We start from the raw sequence: 16,130 nt of genomic DNA, 5'->3' as shown, positions 1-16,130 counted from the left end.
TCAGTTACTTTAAGTTAGACTAGACTGCCTTTCCTGAGGCTCTCTTCGGTGGTGCCCGTGACCTTCATCTCGTATGCGCAGAATTTTGAAGACGTTATGCTTTGGCGAGCGCTCAAGCACGTGGAGCGAGGTTTCTGGATCGATGTCGGGGCGGCACATCCGGATGAGTATTCCATCACTCGCGCCTTCAGCGACCGGGGCTGGCGCGGCATCAATATCGAAGCCAACCCGTCCTTCGCAGTGCGCATTGCCGGAGCGCGGCCGCGCGACGTGACCCTCGCCGTCGCCGTGGGCGTAAGTTCGGAACCTGTGCGCTTCTTCGAGGTGGTTGGCACCGGACTTTCGACCACGCACGGCGACATCGCCGATCGGCATCGTGCGGCCGGGTTCGAGGTCCGGGAGCACGAGACCCCTTCGCGTCGCCTGGCCACGATCTGCGACGAGCACGCCTCGGCAGAGATCCATTTCCTGAAGGTCGATGTCGAAGGATCGGAAGCGGAGGTGCTGGCTGGCGCGGATTTCGCGCGGCACCGCCCTTGGATCGTGCTGGTCGAGGCCACCAAGCCACTGTCGCAGGAGGAAGCGTTCTCGGAATGGGAGCCGCTGCTGCTCTCGGCCAACTATCGCTTCGCGTGGTTCGACGGCCTGAACCGCTTCTATATCGCTGCCGAACATTGGGAGGCATTGTCATCAGCCTTCGCGACGCCGCCGAATGTGTTCGATGACTTCATTCGCGCGGGCGATACGGAACAACTCAACCGGATTGTTGGCGCCGAGACGCGCGCAGGCGAAGCGGAGGCGCGCGCCGGGCAGGCGGAGCTGAGGGCTCTGAAGGCGGAGACACAGGCCATGCAAGCGGGCGCGCGCGCCAATCAGGCGGAGACGCGGGCCGCGCGGGTGGAAGCAAGGGCGGTGCAGGCTGAAGCGACGGCGCGCCGCGAAGCCGCACGCACCACCATCGCCGTCAGCCGCGCCGAGGCCGCAGAGACCTGCCTTGCTCACATCCATACGAGCACCTCCTGGCGTTTGACAGCGCCTATACGTGCGGCGCGTGAAGCCGCCCGTGGCCGCCTGGGCCTCGCCCTGGTGGAGGCGGGCATGGCGCCGACCCGGGTGGAACGGCTGAAGCGCAGCGCGGGCGAGGATGGCGGCCACCTCAAGAAAGCCGCGCGCATCGCCTTTTATGCGGCAACTCGTGTCGCTGTGCGGCTCCCCGGCAGTAGGGCGGCCGACGCCTGGCTCAGGCGGATCGCGCCGGGGGGCTGGCGGTGGCTGCATCAACGCAGCGATGCCTATCTGGCTTCCGCCCTGCAGACCAGGGTCGCCTCGCACAGGGTAATTCCATCCCATGCGATCGGATCGGCGGCCCTGGCTTCCAGCCCGATACCGCTCTCGCCCGCGCATCGGCTTACCCTCGTGGTGCATCAGTTCCATTCAGGCTCGGCGCCGGGCGATGCGATCACCAACAGCATGCTACTGATCCGCAGCTGGCTGCGCGGCCAGGGCTATGAGAGTGAGATCTTTGTGGAGCACCGGCATCCGGCGCTGGCAGATGATCTGCTGGAGATCGGCGACCTGCCGCAGCACGACGACTATGTTCTCATCGTGCATCACTCCATGGGCTACGACGCGCTGGATCGCATCCTGGCACTACCCGCGCGTAAGATCCTAATGTACCACAACATCACACCGCCGGAATTTCTCTCGGATTTCCCGGTTTCGGTCCGCTACGCCGAGATCGGCCGGCAGCAGCTCGGTATCATGCGGCCGCATATGTATGCCGCGCTTGCCGACAGCGATTACAACGCTCTGGAACTGCGCGCCTTTGGCTACACGTCGCCGGCAGCCTGCCCACTTCTCTTCGATGTGGACGCGATACGCGCCCGCGCGGGATCCGGGGCGGATGCGCCCAGGCCCGGTGACCAGCCTTTCACCATCCTCTTCGTCGGCCGCATCGTCGCCTCAAAGGGGCAGGCGGATCTGGTGGATGCCTTCGCTACCTTCCGCGGGGAATGGGACAAGCCGGCCCGGCTGGTGCTCGTCGGCCGCTCGGCGGGAGATGAGGCAGAGTATCCGACGGAGATCCGTCGAAGGATCGCGCTGCATGGGCTGGACGGCGATGTCATTCTGACGGGTCCGGTGTCGGATGAGGCGCTGCATGGATGGTATCAGGCTGCGGACCTCTACGTATCGCTCAGCCATCACGAAGGTTTTGGTGTTCCGCTGATCGAGGCGATGGCGCATGGCGTGCCGGTCCTCGCCTGGCCGGCCGGAGCGGTGCCCTATACCCTCAGCGGCGCCAGTGTCCTGCTGCAGGACCGCGCACCCGAGGCGGTGGGCTACGCGATGCTCCAGCTCGCGCGCGATCCGGACCGGCGCGCGCGCATCGTCGCTGGGCAGCGCGAAGTGCTGGGCCGTTTCCGGCTTGAACGGCATACGCAGACGCTGATGCAGGCGCTGCTCTCGGCCGGCGCTGCTCCGCCAGCCAGCCGCACGGCGCGGGACATTATGGCCGCTAACCTTCGGGTGACCGTGACCGGCCACATCAGCGGCAGCTACAGCCTGGCCATAGTCAACCGCACCACGGCCCTGGCGCTGGAGGCCCGGCAGCCGGGCAGGATACGAATCCTACCCTGGGAGAATGGGCCGGCCACAACGCTCGACGGCGTCCCCACGGAGGAACTTGGGCCGGTCTCGGAACTGATATCCCGACCACCTGCCGTGACAGGGCCGGAGCTAGTCCTGAGCCAGCACTATCCGATCCATGTGCCGCAGGACCCGCGCGACGGCGCCGCCGTCATGGTGTTCTGGGAGGAATCGCTGCTGCCGGCGGAGACGGTGGCACGCATCAACGGTGGCTTCCGGGGCGTCCTCGCGCCTTCATCTTTCGTCGCCAAGGCACTGATCGATTCCGGTGTCAGCTTGCCGATCGCCGCCGCCGGCTATGCACCCAGCCTCGATGCCTTCTTCAGCATCGGTGAACAGCGCTCGTCCAGACCCCGCCCGATCGATGAGCCCTTCACCTTCGTTCACGTCTCATCCTGCTTCCCGCGGAAGGGGGTGGATGCGCTGCTTGCGGCCTATGCGGCGGCATTCCGGCGCGGCGATTCCGTCCGGCTGGTGATCAAAGGCTTCCCGAACCCGCACAATGACGTGGCCGAGCAGATCGCCGCGCTGCGCATGGCCGATCCGGAACTGCCGGAAATCACCTTCGTCAACGAGGATCTCGCTGGCGAGGCCTTGCTCGACCTCTACCGTACCGCCGACGTCATGGTGTTGCCGGCGCGGGGGGAGGGTTTCAACATGCCGGCGGCGGAGGCCGTGGCAGCCGGCATCCCGCTGATCGTTACCGGCTTCGGCGGTCACCTCGACTTCTGCACGCCCGATGAGGCGCGCTTCATTGGCTACCGCTTCGCGCCATCGCGCAGCCATATTGCATCTGCGGGCTCTGTCTGGGTTGAGCCGGATCGCGACGACCTTGTACGGGCGCTGCGCGAGGCGTTCCAGGATCTCCAGGGCGGCGGCGGACGCTTCGCCGGGATGGCCGAGCGCGCGCGCGCTGCTCTCGTGCAGCGGCTGGACGCCGCGGCCTGGGCCGACCGCGCCTGGGATATGATGATCGACATACTACTGGCCGCCGCGCCGCGGCCGATGCGGCTCGCCTGGGTCTCCACCTGGGATGTGCGCTGCGGGATCGCCGAGTATTCGCGCTTCCTAACAAAGGGCATGGGCGACGCGGGTGCGGCGATGCAGACCACGATCATCTGCGATTCCCGCACAGCGCCGTCATCGGTCGGCAAGGAGCGGGTTCGGGTCGGCTGGACCATAACTGATGTCCACACCGCCGAAACCCTGGCGCGAGAGATCGCAGTGCTGGATGCCGACGTCGTGGTCATCCAACATCAGCCGGGGTTGATCGAATGGCAGCAGCTCAGGCATCTGTTGCTCGACCGGCGCGTTGCAGGCCGCGTCGTGACGGTTACGCTTCATGCCGCGCCGCGCATCATGGAGATTCCCGAAGAGGATCGCCTGGCCACCCTCGAAGTGCTCCGTGGAATCGCTCGCGTAGTGGTGCACCAAGTCGCTGATTTGAATCTGTTGAAGGACCTGGGACTGACGGCCAATGTGACGCTGTTCCCGCAAGGAGCACCGGCCAATTGGGTTGCGCCGGCGGCGCGAGCCCTCTCCAATGAAGATGCGCCAGTGATCGGATGCTTCGGATTCCTGGCTCCAGGAAAGGGGATCGGCCGGCTGATCGAAGCTGCTTCGATACTGAAGGCACGCTGGCCAGGGCTGCAACTGAAGCTGCTGAATGCATTACATCCCTACGCGCCGCGTACGGAGCTGACGCGTTGCCAGGCTTTGGCTGAGTCGCTCGGCCTTGCCGACGCGATCGCCTGGGAGACGGAATTCCTGCCTCTGGAGGAATGCCAGCACCGGCTTTCCCAATGCGATCTGGTCGTGTTGGCCTATGACGAGAGCAAGGAATCCTCGAGCGCGGCCATTCGCGTCGCCCTGGCGAGCGGTGCACCGGTGGCGGTGACGCCGGTGGCGATCTTCGAGGAGGTGATTGGTGCGGTCCATCGCTTCGAGAGCCTCGATGCGGAGGCCGTTGCGCAGGGCGTCGATGCGTTGCTGCGCAATCGACCGATGCGCCGCCACTACCAGGTGCGTGCGGCGGCGTGGCTGGAGGAACACGCCTGGGACAGCCTAGGGCGCCGGTTCCGCGGCATGCTGCAAGGGCTACGGGTCAACACGGAGCGGCTTAGTTAGTGTGGAAGAATGTAGGGCCAGATAAGGGGAGGAGGACCATGGACGAATCCACGTCTTTGCGAAAGATCGCCAGATTTTTCAAAACAGTGATCCGAAGTCAAAAAGCTGAATCAAATGGCACCGAAAATATCAGCTTAGCGGAAATTTGCGAAATGAACTTCAAAGAATATGTAGCTAACGGTAGAAAGTTCGGCCCTTTTGTTTTTGATTTCTTAATTTCTGACGAAACGGGGAAATCCTGGTACGATTCCTCTCCCGATCAGTTCATGCCCGAGCGGCAGTGGTGCCTGGAGAATGTGCGGCCAGGCTTCAACATTCTCGATTGCGGCGCTCATCACGGCATGATGACGGTGCTCTTTTCCCTGATGACGGGGAAGACGGGTCAAGTGCATGCGTGGGAAGCACTTCCGGCGAACGCGGAAGTCGTTCGTCGCAATGCCGCGCTGAACAACTGCACAAACGTGCTCGTGCATCCCAGGGCCGTCGGCTCAGGCGACGCCACGCTTCCATATCACCGGAATTCCGGCAACGTGGTGCTTGTGGCCGGTTCGGACCGGTCGAGCACGGATCATATCCAGGTCGTCGCTCTCGATGACGATGTCGACCCCTCGTTGAGGGTCGATTTCGTCAAGATGGATGTGGAGGGAAGCGATCTCGAAGCTCTTCAGGGGGCGAGGAGGATCCTCACGCAGCGCCCGGTGATCGATTTGGAGATTCATAACTTCTTGTTCGCCGACCGCGTGTCGACCCTGAGCGCGATCTTCGAAATCCTCAATCAGCATGACTACTCGTACGAAGTCCTGCCCAATATCTTCGATCCGATCATGCGCATCGATGGCCATGTGGATGTTTCATGGCTGGCGTCCTTCGATAACCCGCACGTCTTCTGCTCACCACACTGACGCTTCCAATCGTGGAGCAGCGGAATTCGCGCGGTCCAACACGCGGCACCGCTGGCGCGTCGACTGACATTGATGATCGCGGGAACCCGGAAGCCTGCTCAAGCAAGGGCACGCCGGGCGTCTGATTTATCTGCTCGTCACCGGTCTAGCCGCAGCCTGAGCGCCCACGGATGAGTGTTCCACAGTCTTCCCATCCAATCCCTGGAACAACGCCATTGGATGCGAAACTCGCGCACTCGGCACTAGGCAGTGCCAGCCGAGGAACTCCTTCATCACCAGCGCAGTGATCGGTGCCAGAGCATCGGCATGCGCTGCGTCACGTGTGTACCAGCCGATGCCGTCGAGCTCGTCAGAGCCCGCGATGTCCCCCTGCACCCGCTCGGCGGGCGCCAGCAGGAAGCGCGCATTGAAGCGGATGGGGCTCGCGGCCGGCGTGACCGCGCGGCAGAGGTAGCCAATGCAGGCAAGATCGGGCGCGAGACCGGCGCCCTGCCGCTCACCGAGGACCAGCCCGGTCTCCTCATAAAGCTCCCGCACCGCGGCCACCGCGATCGCGCGGGCGAGGGAAGGCGTCGCTTTGCGTTCCAGCGCGATGCGCGTCGCCTCCGGCAGCGGCGTCAGCGGCTTCGCATAGTGGTCGGCGCGATCGACGGCGCCGCCCGGGAAGACCAGCACATTCGGCATGAAGCGGCTTTTCGCGTGCCGCCGGCCCATCAGCATCTCCGGCCCCGCCGGCGTGTCGCGCCAGAGGATCAGTGCGGCGGCGTTACGCGGCCGTGCGGCGCGGCGTCCGCGGCGCCGGCCAGGTTCGGCATCCGCGCCGCCCGGGTTGTCGGCACGGGGATCGGGGCGGGCGGCGTCGTCAGGCAAGGTCGAAGCCGCGGGTGCGGAGCCAGGCCGCGAAGCCGAAGCGCTCCGGCACCGAAAGCTGGCGCGCGACATTCTCCGACCAGGCGCAGCCCTGTGGCGCCGCGCCATGCACCTCCGGATAGCGGGGCTTCGCCGACGGGCGCAGCGCATCATAGCCGGGCAGCGCAGCTTCCAGCGCCGCATCGTCATAGGTCTCACGATGCACGACGACACTGGCCGGCAGGCGCGGGGAGGGGGCGTTGCGTTCCTCCGGGAAGCCGAGCGTCAGCCCCGCGACGGGATAGACCCCCTTCGGCAGCCGGAACAGCGGCGCCACCTTCTCGATATGGCTGCGCACATAGCTGATCGGGCAGGTGCCGAGGCCGAGCGCATCGGCCGCCGTCATCGCCGCCCCCATCGCAAGCGCCGCATCGACCGCCGTGTTGAGGAAGGTGTCGAGGTTGTTGTTCGCGTGCTCCCGCCCATGCAGGCCGGCCACGCGCTGACCGCGCCGCATGTCGCCGCAGAACAGCAGGAAGACCGGCGCCTGCGTGATCCAGGGCATGCTGCCGATCCAGCCCGCGACGGCCGCGATCTTCACGGCGTCGCGGGTGACGACGATGGAATATTGCTGCAGGTCGGACTTGCTCGGCGCCGATTGCGCGCCGGCCAGCACGGCGTCCAGCAGCGCATCCGGCACCGGCGCCGCGCGGTAGCGGCGCGTCACGCGGCGATCGAGGAGGGCGCGGAACGCCTCCGGCAAGGGATCCGGCAGCGCGAAATCCGCACTGCCGTAGCGGGCCTTCAGATATTCGCTCACGCCCGCATCCTCCTCAGGGTCGCCCGCACCGGGATCAGACCGGATCCCAGCTGAACACGTCGCCCGACCGCTCGAGCGGCGCGAAGGCGGGCTTCAGTGCCGGCAGCGCGTATTCGGCGATTGCCTCCGGCGTCCAGCCCTCGCTGCGATGGATGCCGCGCACCGGCCGCATCGCGTTGAACACGAAGAGCTCGTTCATGCGCGGCGCGAAGACCTGGCCGGTGACATCCTTGGCCGCGTCGGAGGCGAGGAAGACCGCGAGCGGTGCGTTCTTCTCCGGCCCCATCGCCATCAGGCGCTGCACCCGCGCCTTCTGCTCCGGCGTCTCGGCCGGGATGGAGCTCGTCATGCGGCTCCAGGCGAAGGGAGCGAGGCAATTGGAGCGGACGCCGAAGCGCTGCATGTCGAGTGCGATCGACTTCGACAAGGCGACGATGCCGAGCTTCGCCGCCGAATAATTCGCCTGCCCGAAATTGCCGATCAGGCCGGAGGTGGAGGTGATGTGTACGAAGGCGCCCGAGCCCTGCTTGCGGTAATGCTCCGCCGCGGCGCGGGAGACGAAGAAGCTGCCGTTCAGGTGGACGTTGATGACGGCGAGCCATTCCTCGGGCGAGGTCTTGTGGAAGATCTGGTCGCGGAGGATGCCGGCATTGTTCACGACGATGTCGATGCGGCCAAAATTGTCGAGTGCGCACTGGACGATCCGCTGCGCATTCGCCCATTCGCTGACGCTGTCGGTATTGATCGCCGCCTGGCCGCCACGCTGCTCGATGATCGCCTTGGTCTGCTCTGCCGGCGTCGCTGACTGGCCCTCGCCGGTCAGGCTGGCGCCGATGTCGTTGATGACGACCTTGGCGCCGGCCACCGCCATGGCGATCGCGATCTCGCGCCCGATGCCGCCACCCGAACCGGTGACCACGGCAACTTTGCCTTCGAGCATCATGGTGCTGCTTCCTCCTGCTTGCGAACCCTCGTATCTAGTACCGTCATCCGGCTTCGGGAAGCCGGTCCGGCCACGCGGCCCTCCTGCGCCTGCCATTCATGGGATGCCCGCAAGCGCCGAGTAGCGCGGGGCGTCGGGCGCCTGTAACATTGGCGGCCATGACCGACGCAGCCGATTCTCGCCTCGCTGCCCTGCGAGGTCTCATTGCGGACCTCGCACCTCATCTCAACATGGACTTGGCGCTGAAGTTCTGGGACGGCGTGCCCCTGCCGCTCGGCCCGCGCTGGTCCGGCGACCTGGCGATGGAGATCCATTCGCCCGGGGCGCTCACCCGATTGTTGCGCTCCCCGCGCCTGCAGACCCTGGTGGAGCTGATCGTCGAGGATCTGGTCTCGATCGAGGGCGGCACCCTGCTCGACATCGCGGCACGCCGGGCGGAGCGCCGCACCAAGCGCCTCTGGCGCCGGCTCAGCAAGGTGAAGCTGGCCCGGGCGCTGCTGCCCTTCCTGTTCGGGAACCCGGCCGCGACCTCGAGCCTCGCCTATGAGGGCAAGGCGCCGCGCGAATACGAGAAAGGGCGAGACGACAAGGCGCTGGTGCAGTTCCACTACGACCTCTCGAACGCCTTCTATCGCCTCTTCCTCGATGAGGAGATGGTCTATTCCTGCGCCTATTTCCCGGACTGGGACGCCTCCATTGACGTCGCCCAGAAGGCCAAGCTCGAACACATTTGCCGCAAGCTGCGGCTGGCGCCGGGGGAACGCTTTCTCGATATCGGGTGCGGCTGGGGTGGCCTGGTTTGCCATGCGGCGCAGCATCACGGGGTCCAGGCGCATGGCGTGACGCTGAGCCAGGCGCAGTTCGACTTCGCGCAGGCGAAGATCGCGCGCCTCGGCCTGCAGGACCGCGTGACGATCGAATTGCGGGACTTCCGCGAGCTCACCGGCACTTTCGACAAGATCGCGAGCGTGGGCATGTTCGAGCATGTCGGGCTCGCCAACCGGGATGCCTATTTCCAGCACATCAAGGGCCTGCTGCGGGAGCGCGGGCTCTATCTGCACCACGCGATCACCTCGCCGATGAAGCGCACGGAGCGCCAGTTCCGCCGCAACAGCCCGGAATTCAAGGTGCTGACCAAATACATCTTCCCGGGCGGCGAGCTCGACCACATCGGTGGCACCGTCACCGCGCTGGAGCGCAACGGCTTCGAGGTGCACGACGCCGAGAACCTGCGCGAGCATTATGGCCGCACCTGCCGACTCTGGACCGAGCGCCTCTACGCGAACCGGGAAGAAGCCGCGAAGCAGGTGGGGCCGGCGAAGGTGCGCCTCTGGCTGCTCTATCTGGCGGGTGTCACGCTGTCCTTCGACCGCGATACCTCCCGCATCTTCCAGACGCTCGCCTCCAAGCGTTCGCGCGGGCCGAGCGGGCTGCCGCCGACCCGCGCGGATATCTACCGGTAATCCTATTTCTCCGTCGCGGAGATGATGCTGCCGGACTGGCTCTCGGGGATGCGCAGCCGCCAGGCGCCGGCATCGACCTGGGTGACGAAGTCGAGCACCGCACGGTTGAAGGCATCGGGATATTCGAGGTTCATCGTATGCCCGGCCTTCGGCATCACCAGCAGCGCGCTGGAGCGGATGGTGCGCTTCAGATAGAGCGCCGGCTCCAGCGTCGGGTCATCCTCATCGCCGGCGATGACCAGCGTCGGCACCGTCAGCGCCGCGAAGCCGTCCTTGAGGTCATAGAGCGAGGGACGCCGCCGCTGCACGCCCTGCTGGGTCAGCGCGGAGCCTTCGGTCGAATGCTCGCGGAGCTGCGCCTGGAATTCGGCGAAGCCGCGGGGATCGGTCTCGGCGAAGACGAGGCGGGTCGGGCCGCGGCTGTAGCTCAGGCCGAACGTCGCCATCCCTTCGGCGCGGATGCGCGCGATGGCGGCGTCGCTCTCCGCCTGGAACTGCGCGCGCTTGCCGGCTTCCGCGCCATAGCCGACACCGGCCGCGGTCAGGCTGCGGGCGAGTTCCGGATGGCGCAGGCCGAGATGCAGCGTCGCGAAGGCGCCCATCGAGAGGCCCACGACATGGGCGGGCGGCAGGTCGAGGCCCCGGATGACGGCGGCGATGTCGTCAGTCGCCCGGTCCTGGGAATAGGCTTCGGGATCGCTCGGCACCTGGGAGGGCGGATACCCGCGGGCGTTGAAGGCGATGCAGCGGTAGCGGCGGGCGAAGAAGCGGAGCTGCGGCTCCCAGCTCCGGCAGTCGCCGGCAAATTCATGGACGAAGACAAGCGGCGTGCCGCTGCCCGCCTCCTCGTAGTACAGCTCGACACCGTCATCGGTGCGGATCACCGGCATGGATCTCTCCTTCGCGGGGTTGGCGCGCGGGGTTGGCGGGGCGGCCGCGCGCCAAGCATAAGCCGGCAGATTGAGCGCCGATTCCGGGAGCGTCCAGACGGCTGGCTACCCTTGACTCGGGGCCTTCGCGGGCGCATCTGCAATCCGGACCGAGAAGGTCCGTTTTCTGGTCCGAGAGGAGCGGGAGCCCGTGTTGCGGCTTTCCAAACTGACCGACTACGCAGTCGTCGTGCTGGCCCGGCTCGGGTCGGAAGGCGGGGTGCAGACCGCCCCGGGCCTTGCCGCCGGCACCCATATCGCCGAGCCGACGGTCGCCAAGGTGCTGAAGATCCTCGCCCATCACGATCTGGTCGAAGGCCAGCGCGGCGCCCGTGGGGGTTACCGGCTGACCCGGCCGCTCGCCGCCATGCCGCTCTCGGAGGTGATCGCCGCCATCGAGGGACCCGTCGCGCTGACCGCCTGCGTCGACAACGGGATCGGCACCTGCGAGGCGGAGAGCGTCTGCGCCGTGCGTGGCCGCTGGGACCCGGTGAACCGGGCCATCCGCGACGCGCTTGCCGGCATCACCATTGCCGATCTCGCCGGCCCGCCGAAACGGGCCGCAGCGCCCACCAGCTTTCCCACCGCGCACGCCGCGGAATAAGAGCCAGGACACGCCATGCCTGCCGTGAATGAAACGATCGAAGCCGTCCAGTCCGTCACCGACTCCGGATATAAATGGGGGTTCGAGACCGACATCGAGATGGAGTTCGCGCCCAAGGGCCTGAACGAGGACATCGTCCGCTTCATCTCGAAGAAGAAGAACGAACCGGAATGGCTGCTCGAATGGCGGCTGCGCGCCTTCGCGCTGTGGCAGACCATGGAGGAGCCGCGCTGGTCGGCGGTGAAGTACAACCCGATCGACTACCAGGACGCCTATTACTACGCGGCCCCGAAGCAGGGTCCGAAGTCGCTCGAGGAGGTCGATCCGGAGCTGCTCCGCACCTATGAGAAGCTCGGTATCCCGCTGCGTGAGCAGGAGGTGCTGGCGGGCGTCGAAGGCGCTGGCTCGGCTGCCGACGCGCGCATGCCGATCGCGGTGGATGCGGTGTTCGACAGCGTCTCCGTCGCCACCTCCTACAAGGCGCGGCTGGAGAAGGAAGGGATCATCTTCTGCTCCATCTCGGAAGCGGTGCAGACCCATCCGGAGCTGGTGCGGAAGTATCTCGGCTCCGTCGTGCCGCAGGGCGACAACTTCTTCGCGGCGCTGAACTGCGCCGTCTTCACCGATGGCAGCTTCGTCTATGTCCCGAAGGGCGTGCGCTGCCCGATGGAGCTGTCCACCTATTTCCGCATCAACGCCAAGAGCACAGGTCAGTTCGAGCGCACGCTGATCATCGCCGATGAGGGCAGCACGGTCAGCTACCTCGAAGGCTGCACAGCGCCGATGCGCGACGAGAACCAGCTCCATGCCGCGGTGGTCGAGCTGGTGGCGCTGGACGATGCTTCGATCAAGTACAGCACGGTGCAGAACTGGTACCCGGGCGACGCCAATGGCAAGGGCGGCATCTATAACTTCGTCACCAAGCGGGCGGCCTGCCGCGGCAAGCGCAGCAAGGTGAGCTGGACGCAGGTCGAGACCGGCTCCGCCATCACCTGGAAGTATCCCTCCTGCATCCTGCAGGGCGACGACAGCGTCGGTGAGTTCTATTCCGTCGCCATCGCCAACAACTGGCAGCAGGCGGATACCGGCACCAAGATGATCCATCTCGGCGCGCGGACGAAGTCGACCATCGTCTCCAAGGGCATCAGCGCCGGGCAAGGGCAGAACACCTATCGCGGTCTCGTCCGCATCGGTCCGCGTGCCAGTGGTGCCCGCAACTTCACCCAGTGCGACAGCCTGCTGATCGGCGACAAGTGCGGCGCACACACCGTGCCCTACATCGAGAACCGCTGCCTCACCGCCAAGGTGGAGCATGAGGCGACGACCAGCCGCATCGCCGAGGATCAGCTCTTCTACTGCCGCCAGCGCGGCCTCAGCCAGGAAGAGGCGGTCGGCATGATCGTCAATGGCTTCTGCCGCGAGGTGCTGAAGGAGCTGCCGATGGAGTTCGCGGTGGAAGCGCAGAAGCTGCTGCAGATTTCGCTCGAAGGAAGCGTTGGTTAACCGCGTCCGATAACCGGAGGGCGCTTGTCGCCCGGAGGTCTGAATCGGCCGCGTTCCGAAGGAAATAAATGGGTATGTTGAAGATTGAGAATCTTTCTGCCGAGATCGACGGCAAGACCATCCTGAACGGCATCTCGCTCGAAGTGCCCGCCGGCGAGATCCATGCCGTCATGGGGCCGAATGGCAGCGGCAAGTCGACGCTGTCCTACGTGCTGGCGGGCCGCGAAGGCTATGAGGTCACCGGCGGCAGCGCCACTTTCCACGGCCAGGACCTGCTGGCGCTGGATCCGGAGGAGCGTGCGGCGGCCGGCCTTTTCCTCGCCTTCCAGTATCCGGTGGAGCTGCCGGGCGTCGGCAATGCGAATTTCCTGCGCACCGCGCTGAACGCGATCCGCAAGACCCGCGGCGAGCCGGAGCTCGACGCCATGCAGTTCCTCAAGATCGCGCGGGAGCGGATGAAGGCGCTCTCGATGCCGGAGGACATGCTGAAGCGGGGCGTCAATGTCGGCTTCTCCGGCGGCGAGAAGAAGCGCAACGAGGTGCTGCAGATGGCGCTGCTGCGGCCGCAGCTCGCGATCCTGGACGAGACCGACAGCGGCCTCGACATCGATGCGCTGAAGATCGTGGCCGATGGCGTGAACGCGCAGCGTGCGCCCGATTTCTCGGCGCTGATCATCACCCACTATCAGCGGCTGCTCGACTACATCATTCCCGACCGCGTGCATGTGCTGGTGAAGGGCCGCATCGTGAAGTCGGGCGGGCCGGAGCTGGCGCATGCGTTGGAGAAGGAGGGCTATGCCTCCGTGCAGGAGGCGGCATGAACGCCGTCGCGGGCGCTGCCGGCTTCTCCCACCGTTTCGAAGGCCTGCGAAGCCGGCTGCCGGGCGCGAAGCTGCCCTGGCTCGATGCGCTGCGCGGCGAAGCGGCGGAGAGCTTCGGCGCCCAGGGCTTCCCGACCCGGCGGGTGGAGGCATGGAAATACACCGACCTCAACCCGCTCGGCCATGTCAGCTTCGATGAACCGCTGACCCTGCTGGATGGCGGCGTGACCTTGCCGCCGGCGATCGCGCCGCGCGTCGTCTTCGTCGATGGCCGTTTCCGGGAGGATCTGTCGGACCATCCGGGCGCCCGTTCACTGGCGCGGCACCTGCCGGAGCTCGAAGGCCGGCTCGGCGTCCTGGCGCAGCCGGCGCGGGAGCCGATGGCGGGACTCAACACCATGCTGTTCGAGGACGGGCTGCTGCTGGAGATCGGCGAGGGCGTCGATGGTGGCGTGATGGAGCTGCTCTCCTACGCCACCGCCTGCGAGCGGCCGCAGGCCTTCCACCCGCGCCACCTCATCCGGCTGGCACCCGGCGCGTCCCTGACCCTGATCGAGACTGCGACGGGCGCCGCCCGCGCCCGCTACCTGCACAACCCGGTCTATGAGATCGAGGTGGCGGAAGGCGCGCGCCTGACCCATGGCCGGCTGCAGCAGGAAGCGCGGGAGGCTTGGCACCTCTCGACCGTCTATGCCCGGGTCGCGGCGGGCGGGGTCTATGACAACTTCACGCTCAACGCCGGCGGCAAGCTGGCGCGGAACGAGATCCACACCGCGCTGACCGGCGCCCGCGCCCAATGCCACATGAACGGCGCCCAGCTCCTGGTCGATGGCCAGCATGCCGACACGACGACCGCGCTCGACCACGCGGCGCCGGATTGCAGCAGCCGCCAGACCTACAAGACCGTGCTCTCCGGCAAGTCGCGCGGCGTCTTCCAGGGCAAGATCCTGGTGCGCCAGGCCGCGCAGAAGACCGATGGCTACCAGATGAACCAGGCGCTGCTGCTGAGCCCGGATGCCGAGATCGACAGCAAGCCGCAGCTTGAAATCTACGCGGACGACGTGAAGTGCAGTCATGGCGCGACGGTGGGGGAGCTGGATGCCGACCAGCTCTTCTACCTGCGGGCCCGTGGGATTCCGGAAAGCGAGGCCAAGGCGATGCTGGTGGAAGCCTTCCTGCAGGAAGCGGTGGAGAGCGTTGCGGAAGAGACGCTGCGCGGCGCGCTGGCCCGCGCCGTCGATGGCTGGTGGCGGGCGGAGGCAGCGGCGTGATGGACGGCCTGGCGCGCTCCCCCGGCTACGACGTCGCCCGCATCCGCGAGGATTTCCCGATCCTCGGCAAGGAGATCCGCGGCAAGAAGCTGGTCTTCCTGGACAGCGGGGCGTCGGCCCAGAAGCCGCGCCAGGTCATCCAGGCGATGACCCGCTGCATGGAGGAGGCTTATGCCAATGTCCATCGCGGCGCCTACCATCTGAGCGAGGTCGCGACCGGCGCCTATGAAGCAGCGCGCGGCGCGGCGGCGCGCTTTCTCGGCACGCCCGATGCGCGCGAGGTCGTCTTCACCCGCAACAGCACGGAGGCGATCAACCTGGTCGCCCGCAGCTATGGCGGCGGCGTGCTGAAGCCGGGCGATGCGGTGCTGACCAGCGAGATGGAGCACCACGCCAACCTGGTGCCCTGGCAGATGCTGCGCGACGCTGAAGGCATCGAGCTGCGCTTCATCCGGGTGACCGATGCCGGCGAGCTCGACATGGAGGACTACGCCGCGAAGCTCGCGGACGGGCGGGTGAAGCTGGTCGCGGTCACGCATATGTCGAACGTGCTCGGCACCGTGACGCCGGCGCAGCGCATCGCGCGCATGGCGCATGAGGCGGGCGCTGTGGTGCTGTTCGACGGCTCGCAGGCCGCGGTGCACCGACATGTCGACGTGCGGGCGATCGATGCCGATTTCTATGTCTTCACCGGCCATAAGCTCTATGGGCCCACCGGCATCGGAGTGCTCTACGGGAAGCTGCCGCTGCTGGACGCCATGCCGCCGATGCTGGGCGGCGGCGACATGATCGCCTCCGTCACCCTGGAGCGCTCGACCTGGGCCGAGGTGCCGGCCAAGCATGAGGCGGGGACGCCGGCGATTGTCGAGGCGGTCGGGCTGCACGCCGCGATCGACTACGTGAACGCCATCGGCTTCCCGGCGCTGGAAGCGCATGAGCGCGCGCTGACCGAACATGCGATGGCACGGTTTTCCGCGATCGAGGGCGTCACGGTGCTGGGGCGCGCGCAGGACCGGGGCGGGGTCTTCAGCTTCGCGCTCGACAATGCGCATGCACATGACCTCTCGACCCTGCTCGATCGGGTCGGCATCGCGGTGCGCGCCGGGCGGCATTGCGCCGAGCCGCTGCATGCGCGTTTCGGGATGGAGGCCGGCACCTGCCGCGCATCCTTCGGCCTTTACACGACCCTGGGCGAGATCGATTTCCTAGCTGATGCGCTGGTGGAGGCGCGGAGGTTCTTCCGTGTGTGATC

General features: G+C 66.4%; 12 protein-coding genes. 8 read left to right on the top strand and 4 right to left on the bottom strand.

What is annotated here, in order from left to right; translation table 11 throughout:
* The first annotated feature begins 57 nt into the window (after positions 1-57).
* Together GXW71_RS19525 and GXW71_RS19520 are read left to right on the top strand one after the other, a co-directional pair.
* The gene (locus GXW71_RS19525) at positions 58-4,773 is read left to right on the top strand and encodes an FkbM family methyltransferase (protein WP_211854258.1); all 4,716 of its coding nucleotides are present in this window, start codon (positions 58-60) and stop codon (positions 4,771-4,773) included.
* A gap of 38 nt (positions 4,774-4,811) precedes the next feature.
* On the top strand, positions 4,812-5,675 hold the full coding sequence (locus GXW71_RS19520) for an FkbM family methyltransferase (protein WP_211854256.1): 864 nt from the start codon (positions 4,812-4,814) through the stop codon (positions 5,673-5,675).
* Between the two features lie 126 nt (positions 5,676-5,801).
* On the opposite strand, the gene GXW71_RS19515 is transcribed toward GXW71_RS19520, so the two are convergent.
* The 3 genes from GXW71_RS19515 to GXW71_RS19505 are packed head-to-tail and all read right to left on the bottom strand — an operon-like array spanning position 5,802 to position 8,287.
* Positions 5,802-6,545: an NUDIX hydrolase gene (locus GXW71_RS19515; RefSeq protein ID WP_246526714.1), complete on the bottom strand. Its 744-nt coding sequence runs from the start codon at positions 6,543-6,545 to the stop codon at positions 5,802-5,804.
* Positions 6,538-7,344, bottom strand: coding sequence for a nitroreductase family protein (locus GXW71_RS19510; RefSeq protein WP_211854252.1), 807 nt, complete (start codon positions 7,342-7,344; stop codon positions 6,538-6,540). Before GXW71_RS19510 ends, GXW71_RS19515 begins: the two co-directional genes overlap by 8 nt.
* A 34-nt stretch (positions 7,345-7,378) precedes the next feature.
* Positions 7,379-8,287: an SDR family NAD(P)-dependent oxidoreductase gene (locus tag GXW71_RS19505; RefSeq protein WP_211854250.1), complete on the bottom strand. Its 909-nt coding sequence runs from the start codon at positions 8,285-8,287 to the stop codon at positions 7,379-7,381.
* Positions 8,288-8,445: 158 nt separating this feature from the next.
* On the opposite strand from GXW71_RS19505, the gene GXW71_RS19500 reads away from it, so the two are divergent.
* Positions 8,446-9,750 (top strand): SAM-dependent methyltransferase, encoded by a 1,305-nt coding sequence (locus GXW71_RS19500; RefSeq protein WP_211854249.1) that lies wholly within the window; start codon positions 8,446-8,448, stop codon positions 9,748-9,750.
* A gap of 2 nt (positions 9,751-9,752) precedes the next feature.
* Here GXW71_RS19500 and GXW71_RS19495 read toward each other — a convergent pair whose 3' ends face one another.
* A complete protein-coding gene (locus tag GXW71_RS19495; RefSeq protein ID WP_211854247.1) occupies positions 9,753-10,640 on the bottom strand; it encodes an alpha/beta fold hydrolase in 888 nt (295 codons plus the stop codon).
* A gap of 190 nt (positions 10,641-10,830) precedes the next feature.
* Here GXW71_RS19495 and GXW71_RS19490 point away from each other — a divergent pair, with 190 nt between their 5' ends.
* The 5 genes from GXW71_RS19490 to GXW71_RS19470 all read left to right on the top strand — a co-directional run bounded on the left by GXW71_RS19490 (position 10,831) and on the right by GXW71_RS19470 (position 16,128).
* The gene (locus GXW71_RS19490) at positions 10,831-11,283 is read left to right on the top strand and encodes an SUF system Fe-S cluster assembly regulator (RefSeq protein ID WP_211854245.1); all 453 of its coding nucleotides are present in this window, start codon (positions 10,831-10,833) and stop codon (positions 11,281-11,283) included.
* Positions 11,284-11,298: 15 nt separating this feature from the next.
* The gene (gene sufB / locus GXW71_RS19485) at positions 11,299-12,786 is read left to right on the top strand and encodes a Fe-S cluster assembly protein SufB (protein WP_211854243.1); all 1,488 of its coding nucleotides are present in this window, start codon (positions 11,299-11,301) and stop codon (positions 12,784-12,786) included.
* Positions 12,787-12,860: 74 nt separating this feature from the next.
* Positions 12,861-13,607 (top strand): Fe-S cluster assembly ATPase SufC, encoded by a 747-nt coding sequence (sufC, locus tag GXW71_RS19480; protein ID WP_211854241.1) that lies wholly within the window; start codon positions 12,861-12,863, stop codon positions 13,605-13,607.
* Entirely contained in the window at positions 13,604-14,878 is a 1,275-nt protein-coding gene (sufD, locus tag GXW71_RS19475) for a Fe-S cluster assembly protein SufD (protein ID WP_211854240.1), read from the top strand. The genes sufC and sufD overlap by 4 nt, the downstream gene beginning before the upstream one ends.
* On the top strand, positions 14,878-16,128 hold the full coding sequence (locus tag GXW71_RS19470) for an aminotransferase class V-fold PLP-dependent enzyme (RefSeq protein ID WP_211854345.1): 1,251 nt from the start codon (positions 14,878-14,880) through the stop codon (positions 16,126-16,128). The genes sufD and GXW71_RS19470 overlap by 1 nt, the downstream gene beginning before the upstream one ends.
* Positions 16,129-16,130 lie beyond the last annotated feature (2 nt).

This window comes from Plastoroseomonas hellenica (genome assembly GCF_018129085.1).
GTDB lineage: Bacteria > Pseudomonadota > Alphaproteobacteria > Acetobacterales > Acetobacteraceae > Plastoroseomonas > Plastoroseomonas hellenica.
This window is presented reverse-complemented; position numbering and strand designations above follow the sequence as displayed.

What these genes read in the sequence shown, in the direction of transcription:
- GXW71_RS19520 (WP_211854256.1), top strand. Translation starts at nt 4,812, where the DNA reads ATGGACGAATCCACGTCTTTGCGAAAGATCGCCAGATTTTTCAAAACA.
- GXW71_RS19505 (WP_211854250.1), bottom strand. Translation starts at nt 8,287, where the DNA reads ATGATGCTCGAAGGCAAAGTTGCCGTGGTCACCGGTTCGGGTGGCGGC.
- GXW71_RS19500 (WP_211854249.1), top strand. Translation starts at nt 8,446, where the DNA reads ATGACCGACGCAGCCGATTCTCGCCTCGCTGCCCTGCGAGGTCTCATT.
- GXW71_RS19495 (WP_211854247.1), bottom strand. Translation starts at nt 10,640, where the DNA reads ATGCCGGTGATCCGCACCGATGACGGTGTCGAGCTGTACTACGAGGAG.
- sufB (WP_211854243.1), top strand. Translation starts at nt 11,299, where the DNA reads ATGCCTGCCGTGAATGAAACGATCGAAGCCGTCCAGTCCGTCACCGAC.
- sufC (WP_211854241.1), top strand. Translation starts at nt 12,861, where the DNA reads ATGTTGAAGATTGAGAATCTTTCTGCCGAGATCGACGGCAAGACCATC.
- sufD (WP_211854240.1), top strand. Translation starts at nt 13,604, where the DNA reads ATGAACGCCGTCGCGGGCGCTGCCGGCTTCTCCCACCGTTTCGAAGGC.
- GXW71_RS19470 (WP_211854345.1), top strand. Translation starts at nt 14,878, where the DNA reads ATGGACGGCCTGGCGCGCTCCCCCGGCTACGACGTCGCCCGCATCCGC.